This window comes from Achromobacter sp. ES-001 (assembly GCF_019448355.1).
GTDB classification, from domain to species: Bacteria; Pseudomonadota; Gammaproteobacteria; order Burkholderiales; family Burkholderiaceae_B; genus Achromobacter; species Achromobacter spanius_B.
On the sequence record NZ_CP079940.1, the window covers coordinates 2,290,566 to 2,302,099 of the forward strand.

The following is an 11,534-nucleotide window of genomic DNA, read 5'->3' on the forward strand; positions in this document are numbered from 1 at the left end:
CTAAGGAGTAGTCGTCGTGACGAAGTGGAATCTGGGCGAATCCGGCAGTCGGGCAGGCCGCGCAATGCCCGCCGATGCAGCACCGGCGCGTGCGCTGCACATGGCCATCGTGGCGGATATGGAATCCTTCCTGATGCAGCTCGATGTCGGCCTCGCGTTCGTGGCCAGGCAAAAGCGCCTGCGCATCGACAACGACGACCACACCCTGGACTTGCTGTTCTTTCACCGCAAGCTTCGCCGGCTGGTGGCCCTTGTCATGACGCTGGACGAGTCCTGCGTCATCAGCGAGAGGCAGATGGAATCTTGCCTGCGCTGGCTGGACAAATCCGACCGCCGGGCCGAAGAAGCGACGCCGCTGGGCATGATCCTGTGCGCCGGCACGCAAACCGAATACATCCAGCTGCTTGCGCTGACGCCGTCCGGCGTGGAAGCGGCGCAATATCCCACCGACCTGCCGCCCCGCGCGGTGCTGGCGCAGCGCTTGCAGCAGGCGGCGCGGCGCGCCCGGGCGCGACTTGAGCAACGCGCGTCGCAATCGAGCACAATGCCGTCATGAAACTCGATCCGGAAGACCTGGCCAAGATTACCGCGCTGACCTTGGCGAACTACGAAGAGAACGCCGAGGCGTTCGCGGCCAACACGCGTGGACACGATGTCACGCAGAACATTGCCGCGCTGCTGCGCCACATCCGTGTCGAGCCGCCGTACGACATCCTGGATCTGGGCTGCGGCCCTGGCCGCGACCTGATGGCGTTCGCCGCGCTGGGCCATCGGCCGGTGGGGCTGGATGGCACGCAAAGCTTCGTCAAGATGGCGCGCGCCGCGTCCGGCTGCGAGGTCTGGCACCAGGACTTCCTGCAACTGTCGCTGCCCGCCGAACGTTTTGACGGCATCTTCGCCAACGCCGTGTTGTTCCACGTGCCCGGCCAGGAATTGCCGCGCGTGCTGCGCGAGCTATGGTCCGCGCTGCGGCCCGGCGGCGTGCTGTTCTGCTCAAACCCTCGTGGCGGCAACCAGGAAGGCTGGAACCGTGGGCGCTACGGCGCGTACCACGACCTGGAAGGCTGGCGCGCGCTGATGGAGGCTGCCGGCTTCGAAGAACTTGAACACTATTACCGCCCCGACGGCCTGCCGCGCGACCAGCAGCCCTGGCTGGCGACGGTGTGGCGGCGTCCGGGGTAGGGCGCGGGGTTCAACTGCCAGGCTTCCTGGCGCCGGTCGCCCGAAGCTGGTCGCCCGAAGTCGATCTCCCGCCGCCGGTCGCCCGCCGCCGGTCGCCCAAAGCCGGTTCCACGGCCTTGCGCGGTTACTGGACGGGGCGGTTCAACGGATGCGCGATGCCTCCGTCGCCATAGCTTGTGATGACTTCGGCAATGACCACCTGATAACCGCGTAGCCACTTGGCCTGCTGCCGTTTGGCCTTGAGGTGGTCCTTGTGGTCGATCAGCTGCTGCAGGGCTTCGCGGTTGCTCCAGTAATACACGTTGGATACCAGGCCCGTCGCCGGATTTTCCCAGGCTTCCTCGCCCAGATAGCCGGGAATGGACCGCGCGATGGCCGCGATGGCGTTGTCCATTTCGTGGAAGGCGCTGTCGTACTCGCCGGGCATGAATGTGAAGGTTGCGGTGTACATAAAGGAAAAAGGCAGGGGAAAAAACCAAGCAGAAGCCAAGCGGAAATCAAGCGCAAAGCCGCGCGAACACGGATAAGAAAAAACGAGACTATGACGCACCTCTGGCACAATGAAAACGTCCAGTCCGATTGATTTTTTTCAAGCCAGTTAAGCCGCTCATGCCTACGTCCCCGGCCAAGCCCCCAGCCGACACCAGCCGCCGCATCTATGAACGCATCAGGGCGCAGATCCTTGATGGCACCTTGCGCGCGGGCATGCCCTTGCCTTCGACGCGGGCGATGGCGCTGGACCTGGCGGTGTCCCGCACCACGATCACGACGGTCTACGAACAGCTGGCCGCCGAAGGCTACGTTGAGACCAGCCTGGGCCGCCGCGCGCGCGTGGCGGCCGGCGCCGCCCACGCCGATGTGAATCCACGGCCGGCCATGGCAGCGCCGGATGCGGTGCTGCGCTTGTCGGCGTACGGCAAGAAAGTGCGCGGCTTTCTCGACAAAGATGGGCCGCAGGTTTTTGGCGCCGATCCGCGCGTTATTGATTTTCTATATGGCGCCTTGGCCTTTGACGACTTCCCGGTGCTGGCGTGGCGCAAAGCCTATAACCGAGCCTTGGTACAACGCCAGCCTAGTCTTTATTACCAGGCTCCCCAGGGTGAACTTGCGCTGCGTGTGGCGCTGCAAGGCTATTTGCGCCGGGCACGGGGGCTGGCCTGTCACGCCGACCAGATCCTTATCGTGCATGGCTCGCAACAGGCAATCGATCTATGCGCGCGCGTACTGGTGGACGCTGACGATACGGTGCTGGTCGAAGACCCTTGCTACGTGATGGCCCGCCGCCTGTTCGAGGCCGTGGGGGCGGATGTGCGCGAAGTGCCTGTGGACGAACAAGGGCTGCTGTCCGAGGCCCTGCCCGAAGAACGCACGCGCCTGGTCTACGTGACGCCGTCGCACCAGTTTCCCTTGGGCGGCGTGATGCCCATCGCCCGCCGCAGGGCGCTGCTGGCGTGGGCGGCCAGGCAGCGGGCATGGATCGTCGAAGACGACTACGACGGTGAATTCCGCTATGGAATGCGTCCCGTCGATACGCTGCAATCCATCGACGATTCAGGCGCCGTCATCTATGTCGGCACGTTTTCCAAAGCCCTGTCCCCGCAGATGCGAATGGGCTATCTGGTGCTGCCACCCAGCCTGGTCAGCGTGTTTCGAGAGGCCAAGCGGCTGATGGACCGGCACGCACCCCGGCTGGAACAGGCGGCGCTGGCTTCGTTAATTGAAGACGGGTCGTATGAACGCCACGTGCGACGTTGCCGGCGGCAAAACGAAGCGCGCCGCGTCGCCCTGCTGCGCGCCCTGGAACGCCACCTGCCCGACGCCGTCCAGGTGGCGGGTTCGGCCTCCGGCTTGCACGTGGTGGTGTGGGTGCCCGGGGTGGCAGAGGCTGACGAGCCTGAGCTGGTCAGCCTGGCCCGGCAGCACGGCGTGGGCGTTCGACCCATCTCACCCCTGTATTTCAAGGGCGAGGCGCACCGCTCGCATTGCTGCGCCGGCCTTGTTCTGGGCTACGCCAGTCTGGCGCCCGCGGCCATTGACGAGGGCGTGCTGCGGCTGGCTCGCGCCATCCAGACATTACGCGCGGGCAGCACCGCTGCCGGCATCAGCATCGACTCCTCGGAAACGCGCCGTGCCTAAATTGAACCTTCCGCCTGTCGATGCCGACGTTGACAAGGGCACCGGCGATTCCGATCGCCGGCTGCGGTATTTTCTGACGATTGCCGCGTGCGGGTCCATGTCCCGCGCCGCCGACGAACTGGGCATTTCGCAACCCAGTCTTAGCCGGCAGATATCCGCCTTGGAAGCCTATTTGGGCCGCCCGGTTTTTGATCGCAACGGGCGGGGCATGGTGCTTAGCGACGTTGGGCGAACGTTGCACCGCGCGGTGGCACCCGCGTTTCAATTGATCGATGACACCGTTGCCAAGACGCGGGATTCCAGTTCGGCCGGTTCTTCGTCGCTGCGCATCGCGGCGGTGCACACGCTGACTTATTACTTCCTGGGCGATCTGGTGTCGGCGGTGGCTCACGAAGGGGGTGATGCCAATCTGCACTTGATGGCGCGCAGTTCGCCGGAAGTGGTCGACCTGGTGGCCTCGGGCAAGGCGGAATTGGGTTTCGTGTACGACTCGGCCGTCGCCAGCCCCGGCCTGGTGTCCGTCCCATTGTTTGAAGACCAGATGTGCCTGATCGCCCGGATCGACGATGACGCCTACGACGAGACGACCGATATCTGGTCGCGGCCGTTGCGGCTGGTGGCCTTTCCCGAGCACTACGCACTGCGAAAAATGCTGCACCATTCGCGGCTGAACTATGTGGTGTCGGCCGAGACCGACACGGTGGATTCTGCGCTGGAACTCGTGTCGGCGGGCATCGGCAACTGCCTGTTGCCGACCCGCATGCCCGACCGCCTGTTGCAGGACCACCGGCTGAAGAAAATTACCATCACCGGGGGACGGCTGGCGCGTAAGGTAGTGGCGATCCACCGCGACGGCTACGCACTGTTTCCGCTGGCGGCGCTGACGTTGCAGATCGCGCAGCGTCTTTGCAAGCGTATGACCGAATAACTGAATGACTGAATGACTGAATAGCTGATATAGCCTCAGACGCATCGACGTCGCTTTGCGCACTTCTCATACTCGGCCCACCGACTCCGTGTCGACTTCACAAGGGGTAAGAGATGAGCGACGAGCTCCGCAGCAAAGCGTATTTCGACGAGCGCGCCACGCAAGAGATGGCGCAACACCTCAAAGGCCAGGATCGGTCCTTGAATGAAACCCTGGCCTACGCCTGTCGCATCCTGGCGATGACGGGGCAAGAAGCGGGCTTGGCGGGGCAGATCAGCGCGCGATCGGACACGCCAAATGCCTATTGGACACTACGCTTCGGCCTGGGCTTTGACGAAGCCACGCCTGACGACTTTATCGAGGTCGACCAGGACCTGAATACGATTTCCGGCACCGGCATGGCCAACCCGGCCACCCGTTTTCACCTGTGGGTGTACCGCAATCGGCCCGACGTCCAATCGATCATCCACACGCATTCGCCTTGGGCGACCACGCTGGCCACCGCGCGCCAGCCTTTGGTTGTGGCGCAGATGGACATGGCGCCGCTGTTCGACGATTGCGCCTTTCTTGGCGAATGGCCGGGCGTGCCGATTGCAGACGAAGAGGGCGTGATCATTTCGGCGGCATTGGGCCAAAAGAAGTCTATTTTGTTGGCCCATCACGGCTATCTGACCGCCGGCGTTTCGGTCGAGGAAGCCACCTATCTGTCCGTTTACCTGGAACGCGCTGCGCGCTTGCAGGTGCGCGCCCAGGCGTTCGGCCCATTGACGCCGGTGGACGCGAGGCTGGCGAAGGAAGCGCACGACTACCTGCTCAAGCGCTCCATTGTCCAAGCCACTTTCAATTACTGGTCCCGTCAGACGGACCGGCTTGCCGGCCCGAAATAAGCCGCGCCTACCTCCGCAAGGAACACCAAATGAACGACAAGAACACCCAATCCAATCAGGGTGGCAAGGGGAAGTCGCGCCAGCACGTTACGGCGGGCATTGCCAGCTTCATGGGCACCACGATCGAGTGGTATGACTACTTTCTGTACGGCACCGCCGCGGCGCTGATTTTCAACAAGATTTTCTTTCCCGCTTTCGATCCCATCACCGGGACGCTGGCCGCCTTCGCCACCTATTCGGTGGGCTTTTTTGCCCGGCCACTGGGCGGCGTCATCTTCGGGCATTTCGGCGACCGGGTCGGTCGCAAGTCCATGCTGTTGATTACGCTGTTTTTGATGGGCATACCGACCATCCTCATCGGGCTGATCCCGTCTTACGACAGCATCGGCTATTGGGCGGCCGTGTTGCTGGTCTGCATGCGATTTTTGCAGGGCATTGCCGTGGGCGGCGAATGGGGTGGGGCCGTGTTGATGGCCGTGGAACATGCGCCCGAAGGCAAGAAAGGGTTCTTTGGCAGCTTGCCGCAAGTGGGTGTGGCGCCGGGACTGATCCTGTCGTCGCTGGCGATGGCGGCGGTAGCGCAGCTGCCCGAAGAAGACATGTTGTCCTGGGGATGGCGCGTGCCCTTCGTGGCCAGCGTCGTGCTGTTGTTGGTCGGCTGGTTCATCCGGGTCAAGGTGGCGGAATCGCCAGACTTTCAGAACATGGAAAACAAGGGAGAAAAAGTCGATGTGCCCGCCAAGGTCGTGCTGAAGAAGTATCCCCGTGAAGTGTTGGCCGTTATCGGCGGGCGCCTGGCCGAAGTGACCTGGTTCTATACGGTGGTGACCTTTGCCTTGGCGTATGCGACGGGAAGCCTGGGCGTGCCCCGTGCCGTGATGCTGGACGCGACCATCTGGGGCGCGGCAGCGGCGCTGTTCACCATGCCGTTGTTCGGCATTCTTGGCGACCGCGTCGGCTATCGCTCGGTGTTCATCCTGGGGTCACTGGCCATCATCTTCTATGCGCCCACCTTTTTCACGCTGTTGCAGACCGGCCAGCCTAGCAGCATCAATTGGGCGATGATCATTGCGGTGGGCTTGATCTATGGTTGCTTGTATGGGCCGCAGGGCAGCTTGTTTTCATCGCAGTTCCCGCCGGAAGTGCGCTACAGCGGAATATCGCTTGCCGTGCAGGTGTCGGGCGCCATCGGCGGCGGCCTGGCGCCGTTGATCGCTACGTCGCTGTTGGCTTACGCCGACGGCAATCCCAAGTACATCGTCTGGTACCTGAGCATTCTTGGCGTTATCGCAGCGGCCAGCGCGCTGTTCATGCACGGACCCGAACGGTTCAACGCCCGTCAACCCATCACGACGCGCTAAGCCATGGACAAGAACATCGACTATTACTTCTGGATCAACTCCGACTGGGCCTATCTAGGCGCGCAGCGGCTGGACGCGCTGGCCGCGCGGCATGGCGTCGGCATCAACTATCGGCTTGTCGATCTGCCCGACGTCTATCGACGTACCGGCGGCGTGCTACTCGGCCAGCGGTCGCCCGAGCGGCAGGCCTATCGCATTGCCGAACTGAAGCGCTGGTGCCGGCTGTTGGAGACGCCGGTCAACCCGCAGCCGGCGTTCATGTGTCCCAACGGGGACCTGGCGTCGCGACTGGTGATCGCGGCCCTGGAAGTGCCCCAGCCCATCACACCGCTGTACACGCGGATACTGCAAGCCGAGTGGTGTGACGACGAGGACATTTCCGACCCCACGGTGTTGCGCCGCATTCTGGCCGAGCAGGGATACGCGGCGCAGGCGATCTTTGACCGGGCGGCGCAGCCGGACATCGAAGCCCGTTATAGAAAGAACACCGACGACGCGGTCGCGGCGGGCGTGTTCGGGTCGCCCAGTTATGTCTATGACGGTGAGGTCTTCTGGGGGCAGGATCGCCTGGATATGCTGGACCGCGCGATCACGCTTGAACGCGCGGGCTGACCCCGACACCGGGGCGGTCGCCCGGCAGGCCGCCGGGGGCCGCCCGCGGCCCCGGCGCGTTGCTGGCGAAGGATCAAGCCAGCGCTTGTCTCAGATCGTCCAGCAGATCGTCGATGTCTTCCAGGCCAACCGACAGCCGAACCAGCCCAGGGCTCACGCCCGGGCTCAGGCGCAGACTCGGATTGATCTTCTTGCGCGCGTCGACCATGCCCGCCGTGTGATAGATCAGCGAATCCGTGTCGCCCAGGCTGATGCCGCGCGCAATGATGTTGAGCTTGTCAATCATCGGCGCCACGCCGTCAAAGCCGGCTTTCAGTTCGAACGACACCATGCCGCTGCCGGCCGACATCTGCCGGCGGGCGATATCGCGGTCGGCAAAGTCGGGCAGGAAGGGGTAGATAACGCGGGCCACGGCCGGGTGCGCGGACAGCATCTGGGCCACCGCCAAGGCGTTTTTGCTATGGCGCTCCATGCGGATATCCAGCGTCTTCAGCCCGCGCAGCACCAGAAAGCAGGACATCGGTGACGGCGTGGCGCCGGTCAGATACTTGGCCCCGGCCGCGCGTATGGCCTCAATGGTGTCGCGACGGCCGATCGCCACCCCGCCCAGAATATCGCCATGCCCGTTGAGGTACTTGGTCAAGGAATGGATAACCAAGTCGGCCCCGTGTTCGATGGGGCGTTGAAGCGCGGGCGATGCAAACGTTGAATCCACGATCACCATGGCGCCAACGCGCTTTGCCGCCTGAGCAATACGCTGGATGTCCAGCACTTCGCAAGACGGATTGATGGGCGTCTCGAAATAGACCAGCTTGGTGGCCGGCGTGATCGCTGCCTGGGTGCCGGCCGCTGTGCTCAGATCGGCGCGCACCACTTTTACGCCGAACTTGGGCAGCCCCTCATCCATCAAGGCGCCGGCGGTGTTGTAGATGGTGTGGTGCACGACGATTTCATCACCGGCCGCAAGCAAGGTCAGCAACGTGGAGGCAATGGCACCCATGCCCGAGGCCGTCACAATGGCGGCTTCGGCGCCCTCCAGCGCCGCCAGCCGATCTTCCAGCAGCTTTTGCGTGGGATTTTGTTGGCGACCGTATACGCAGCGGTCGCTGTCGCCCGAGAACACCGCCTGAAATTGCTCGGTGGATTCAAATGCGTAGGTCGATGTCAGGAAGATGGGGGGCGACACGGCGCCTTCAAAGGCCACAGGGTCGTAGCCGTGGTGGATCGCCTTGGTGGCAAAGCCCGGCGGGCGAGTGTCTTTGGCGTGGTCTTTCATCATTGCGTCCTGGGAGATGTCCTGTCGGTTCGGTGGTTTGGTTCGATTCGATTGGATTCGGGAGCCGCCAGGCCTACCGGATCGGCCAGCCATACATGATTCCGCCCTTGCTGTAGAGCGCGTTCATGCCACGCTCCAGTTTCAGGGCGCTTGTCATTCCCAGCGTACGCTCGTAGATCTCGCCGTAGTTGCCGACCCGTTTGACGATGTTGTAGGCCCATTTGTCCTCCAGTCCCAGGTTCTTGCCCATGCCGGGAACGACGCCAAGGATTCGTTGCACGTTGGGGTTTGCGCTTTTCAGCATGTCGTCCACATTGGCCTGCGTGATGCCGTATTCCTCTGCTTCCAGCAAGGCGTTCAACGTCCAGCGCACCGTGTTGAACCACTGCTCGTCGCCTTGGCGCACCATCGGCCCAAGCGGTTCCTTGGACAGCGATTCCGGAAAGATGATGTACTCGGCATCGCTGCCCAAGTTGCGGCGCGTGGCGGCAAGCATGGATTTGTCGGCAGTGATCGCATCACATCGGCCTGCCGAGAAGGCCCGCAGGATCTCATCGAACTTGTCCAGCACCACCGGTTTGAAGGTAATGGCATTGCCTCGGAACCAGTCGGCCAGGTTCAGCTCGGTTGTCGTGCCGGGCAGAACGCAGATCGTCGCGCCATCCAGCGCTTTCGCGCTCTTGATGCCGATCGCGGTCTTGGCCATCAGCCCCTGGCTGTCGTAGTAATTGACCCCGGCGCCAATTAGCCCCAACGACGTGTCTCGCGTCATGGTCTGCGTCGTGTTGCGGGTCAGCACATCAACCTCGCCCGACTGCAACGCGGTAAAGCGGGCTTGTGTGGTCAACGGAACGATCTTGGATTTTCCTGGGTCGGCAAACATTGCCGCTGCAATCGCGCGGCAGGTGTCCACATCGATGCCTTGCCACACGCCGCGGCTGTCGGTGTAGGCGAAGCCGGGCAGATCCGTCGTGACGCCACATTGGACAAAGCCGCGCTTCTTGATGTTCTCGAACGTGGCGCCGGCGTGGGCGGCTTGCGTGCAGAGCGCGGCAAGGCTCAAGGCGCTAAGGATCGGCAGGATTCTCACGGCAGGGCTCCCGGAGGGGTAGGCGAGACGTCTGATCGGCGCTTCGCAGGACGCTTGTAATGTGTCGTTTATGACTCAAAGTGTCCATGCGGGTATACGCTAGCGGTTCCTCCGCTGCCGAATCCGGGGCTATTCCCGGGCGCGGGAACAGCCGCTTTGCTCCTATGAAAAGCGATAGCGGCCGCGCGTCCCGGTAATTGTCGGGCGCATTCTGGTACGGAAGAATTCGCGCAAACTGGCCCAGTTCAAACGCCTACGCGTCAGGCGTTGACGTCCACTACGACGCGCCCCTGCACCTTGCCTGCCATCAGGTCGTGCGCGGTGGCGACGGCTTCGCGCAGGGGGATGTCGCGGCTGATGCGGTCGATGATGTCGGCGGGCAAGTCCGTGGCAAGCCGGCTCCATGCCTGGATGCGTTCGGCGCGCGGGCGCGTCACGCTATTGACCCCTAACAGGCTGACGCCGCGAAGAATGAACGGTGCGACCGACGCCGGAAAGTCCAGGCCTTGCGCCATGCCGCAGGCAGCCACGGCGCCGTCTGCCTTTACGCTGGCGCACAAGTTGGCCAGTGTGTGGCTGCCGACGGAATCGACCCCGGCGGCCCAACGCTCTTTTTGCAGCGGCTTGCCGGGCGCGGAAAGGGTCGACCGGTCGATGATGTCCGCCGCGCCCAAAGCGGTCAGGTAGTCGCGTTCATTGGGTCGGCCGGTAGCGGCCACGACGCGGTATCCCAGCTTGTGCAGGATGGCAATGGCGTAGCCGCCGACACCGCCATTGGCGCCGGTCACGAGGATGTCGCCGGCGTCCGGCCGGATGCCGGCCTTTTCCAGCGCGATGACGCACAGCATCGCCGTATAACCGGCGGTGCCGATGGCCATTGCCTGCAGGCTCGATATGCTGTCGGGCGCGGGTATCAGCCACTGCGCATCCACCCGCGCGAACTGGGCCAGGCCGCCCCAGTGCTGCTCTCCCACGCCCCAACCATTCAGGATGACGCGTTGTCCGGGTTTGAAATCCGCGTGGTCGCTGTGTTCAACCACCCCGGCCAAGTCGATGCCCGGCACCATCGGGAAGCTGCGTACGATCGGGCCCTGTCCCGTGATGGCCAGCGCGTCCTTGTAGTTCAAGGTGCTGTAGTCCACTTTGACCAGCACGTCCGCCTGCGGCAGGCGGCTTTGTTCCATCTGTTGAATCGACGCGCGGTAACCGCTGTCGTCTTTCTCGATCAAGATGCCATTAAACATGGAAGCTCCGTAAGAGGGGCCGGGCCGGTCGGCCGGCGTAAGCGGGATCAGCCTGGCAGACCCGCAAGAAAACCATCAAGAAAGATGTCCATGGGCGCGGCGCTGCGCATCATCTTGGCGCGCAGAACCGCGCCTTCCCAGCCAATCCAGAAGAACCGGGCAAGCGACTCGCAATCCGCTTGCGCGCCGAGGGCGCCTTGTTCTTGGGCGGCTATCAGGCAGGCCGCCACGCGCGCTTCCCACTCCTGAAGAATCCCGTTCATGGCCTGGCGGTACGGCTCCGGCAGCGCGCCCACTTCCTGGCCGAAGTTTCCAATCAGGCAGCCGCGAGCGTAGTCATGCCGCGCCATCCCTTGCTTGGCGTCGTCAACGAAATTACGCAGGCGTTGCAAGGGCGGGGTGGATGCGTCAAGCAGCCAGCGGTCAAGCTTCCTGCCGAAGTAGTCGTCGTAAGCCTGCATCACTTGAAGGCCGAAGTCTTCCTTGTTCTTGAAGTAGTGATAGAAGGAGCCTTTCGGGACGGTGGCGCGCTTGAGGATGGCGTCCAGTCCCGTGGAGGTGAATCCCCGTTCGGTCAACAACTGCATGCCGACCCGGATTAGCAGGTCGCGGGTTTCGACCAGCGCCAAGGACGCCTGGGCACGCGTTCTGCGGCCGGTTCGTGCAGGGGGTGTCGTGTTCATTGGCGCAGTATAGACCGATCGTTTCTTATTTCAAGTGCGCCGTTTGCCGCGCTATGACTCCTTGCTTGGGGTCCTGAAAATTCGAATAAACCCCTGTTTTATCGGGGAATATAGGAATTTTTTCGTTATCGTTAC

12 protein-coding genes are annotated in these 11,534 nt (G+C 63.1%); 7 read left to right on the top strand and 5 right to left on the bottom strand.

Features of this window, described 5'->3' with window-relative positions; translation table 11 throughout:
• The first annotated feature begins 16 nt into the window (after window positions 1-16).
• Window positions 17-556: a PDDEXK nuclease domain-containing protein gene (locus tag KYT87_RS10400; RefSeq protein WP_162941184.1), complete on the top strand. Its 540-nt coding sequence runs from the start codon at window positions 17-19 to the stop codon at window positions 554-556.
• On the top strand, window positions 553-1,182 hold the full coding sequence (locus KYT87_RS10405) for a class I SAM-dependent methyltransferase (protein WP_046804556.1): 630 nt from the start codon (window positions 553-555) through the stop codon (window positions 1,180-1,182). Before KYT87_RS10400 ends, KYT87_RS10405 begins: the two co-directional genes overlap by 4 nt.
• A gap of 124 nt (window positions 1,183-1,306) precedes the next feature.
• Here the strand turns inward: KYT87_RS10405 and KYT87_RS10410 are convergent, their stop codons facing one another.
• Window positions 1,307-1,633, bottom strand: coding sequence for an antibiotic biosynthesis monooxygenase (locus tag KYT87_RS10410; protein ID WP_046804557.1), 327 nt, complete (start codon window positions 1,631-1,633; stop codon window positions 1,307-1,309).
• A 158-nt stretch (window positions 1,634-1,791) separates the two neighbouring features.
• Between KYT87_RS10410 and KYT87_RS10415 the strand changes: the two genes are divergently transcribed.
• From KYT87_RS10415 to KYT87_RS10435, 5 genes are all read left to right on the top strand, one after another.
• Entirely contained in the window at window positions 1,792-3,318 is a 1,527-nt protein-coding gene (locus tag KYT87_RS10415; protein ID WP_219992181.1) for a PLP-dependent aminotransferase family protein, read from the top strand.
• A complete protein-coding gene (locus tag KYT87_RS10420; RefSeq protein ID WP_219992182.1) occupies window positions 3,311-4,246 on the top strand; it encodes a LysR family transcriptional regulator in 936 nt (311 codons plus the stop codon). Before KYT87_RS10415 ends, KYT87_RS10420 begins: the two co-directional genes overlap by 8 nt.
• A gap of 113 nt (window positions 4,247-4,359) precedes the next feature.
• The gene (locus KYT87_RS10425; protein WP_046804558.1) at window positions 4,360-5,133 is read left to right on the top strand and encodes an aldolase; all 774 of its coding nucleotides are present in this window, start codon (window positions 4,360-4,362) and stop codon (window positions 5,131-5,133) included.
• Between the two features lie 29 nt (window positions 5,134-5,162).
• A complete protein-coding gene (locus KYT87_RS10430) occupies window positions 5,163-6,494 on the top strand; it encodes an MFS transporter (RefSeq protein WP_219992183.1) in 1,332 nt (443 codons plus the stop codon).
• 3 nt (window positions 6,495-6,497) lie between these two features.
• The gene (locus KYT87_RS10435; protein ID WP_046804560.1) at window positions 6,498-7,106 is read left to right on the top strand and encodes a 2-hydroxychromene-2-carboxylate isomerase; all 609 of its coding nucleotides are present in this window, start codon (window positions 6,498-6,500) and stop codon (window positions 7,104-7,106) included.
• A 73-nt stretch (window positions 7,107-7,179) separates the two neighbouring features.
• On the opposite strand, the gene KYT87_RS10440 is transcribed toward KYT87_RS10435, so the two are convergent.
• The 4 genes from KYT87_RS10440 to KYT87_RS10455 all read right to left on the bottom strand — a co-directional run bounded on the left by KYT87_RS10440 (window position 7,180) and on the right by KYT87_RS10455 (window position 11,399).
• Window positions 7,180-8,382, bottom strand: a complete 1,203-nt coding sequence (locus tag KYT87_RS10440; protein ID WP_219992184.1) for a PLP-dependent aspartate aminotransferase family protein — start codon at window positions 8,380-8,382, stop codon at window positions 7,180-7,182.
• Between the two features lie 73 nt (window positions 8,383-8,455).
• Window positions 8,456-9,463 (bottom strand): amino acid ABC transporter substrate-binding protein, encoded by a 1,008-nt coding sequence (locus KYT87_RS10445; RefSeq protein WP_370512741.1) that lies wholly within the window; start codon window positions 9,461-9,463, stop codon window positions 8,456-8,458.
• Window positions 9,464-9,732: 269 nt separating this feature from the next.
• Complete coding sequence (locus tag KYT87_RS10450; RefSeq protein WP_370638771.1) at window positions 9,733-10,656, bottom strand: MDR family oxidoreductase; 924 nt, start codon at window positions 10,654-10,656, stop codon at window positions 9,733-9,735.
• A gap of 107 nt (window positions 10,657-10,763) precedes the next feature.
• Window positions 10,764-11,399: a TetR/AcrR family transcriptional regulator gene (locus KYT87_RS10455; RefSeq protein WP_082134455.1), complete on the bottom strand. Its 636-nt coding sequence runs from the start codon at window positions 11,397-11,399 to the stop codon at window positions 10,764-10,766.
• Window positions 11,400-11,534: the final 135 nt, after the last annotated feature.